The 880-nt window shown below is 42.5% G+C and carries 1 pseudogene; it reads left to right on the plus strand.

Annotated elements, in window-relative coordinates:
- Positions 1 to 71: 71 nt before the first annotated feature.
- Positions 72 to 880: pseudogene (locus M5121_RS15810) on the plus strand (IS3 family transposase); the annotation flags it as partial.

Raw genomic sequence — 880 nt, forward strand, 5'->3', positions numbered from 1 at the left:
GGTAATCCCCCCTAAAAATAAAAGGATGTAAAAGTAGAATTTTCTCTTAAGATCAAAGCAGGAGATTCTGCATGAAAACATCTAAATTTACTGACAGTCAGATTATGTCTATTTTGAAACAAGCGGAGTCTGGCACGCCTGTTGCCACCCTTTGCCGTGAACATGGTATGAGTAATGCGACTTTTTACAAATGGCGGGCTAAATATGGCGGCATGGATGCCTCATTAATTACTCGATTGAAAGAACTAGAAGCCGAAAATGCCAAGCTAAAAAAGATGTATGCTGAAGAGCGGCTTAAAGCTGAAATCATTCAGGAAGCCATGTCAAAAAAGTGGTAAAGCCATCTTGTCGTCGTCAGATGGCACAACAAGCCGTTGGTGATCATGCCGTCAGTATTCGTTTGGCCTGCCGTGCATTTAGTATCAGTGAAACCTGCTACCGTTATCAGTCCAAATTGAACGATGACAATGCACTGATTGCAGAACAATTGATTGAACTCACCGAAGAAAATACAGATTGGGGCTTCGGGCTATGCTTCTCTTATCTACGCCATGTTGAGAAGTGTGGTTGGAATCATAAGCGTGTTTACCGTATTTACTGTGAGCTGGCATTGAATCTGCGGATCAAACCAAGAAGACGATTAAAACGACATGTACCTGAACCATTGAAGGAACCAACTCATCCAAATCAAGTATGGTCATTGGATTTTATGCATGATCAGTTAAGTGATGGACGAAGTTACCGTTTGCTTAACGTAATTGACGACTATCGACGTGAGGGTTTAGTGATTGAAGCAGGTTTTTCACTGCCTGCACTGCGCGTCATTCGTACACTTAACCAATTGCTCGAATGGAGAGACAAACCGCTTGTGATTCGCTGC

Origin of the sequence: Acinetobacter sp. ANC5681 (assembly GCF_023488045.1) — a bacterium.
In the GTDB taxonomy this organism is placed as follows: Bacteria; Pseudomonadota; Gammaproteobacteria; order Pseudomonadales; family Moraxellaceae; genus Acinetobacter.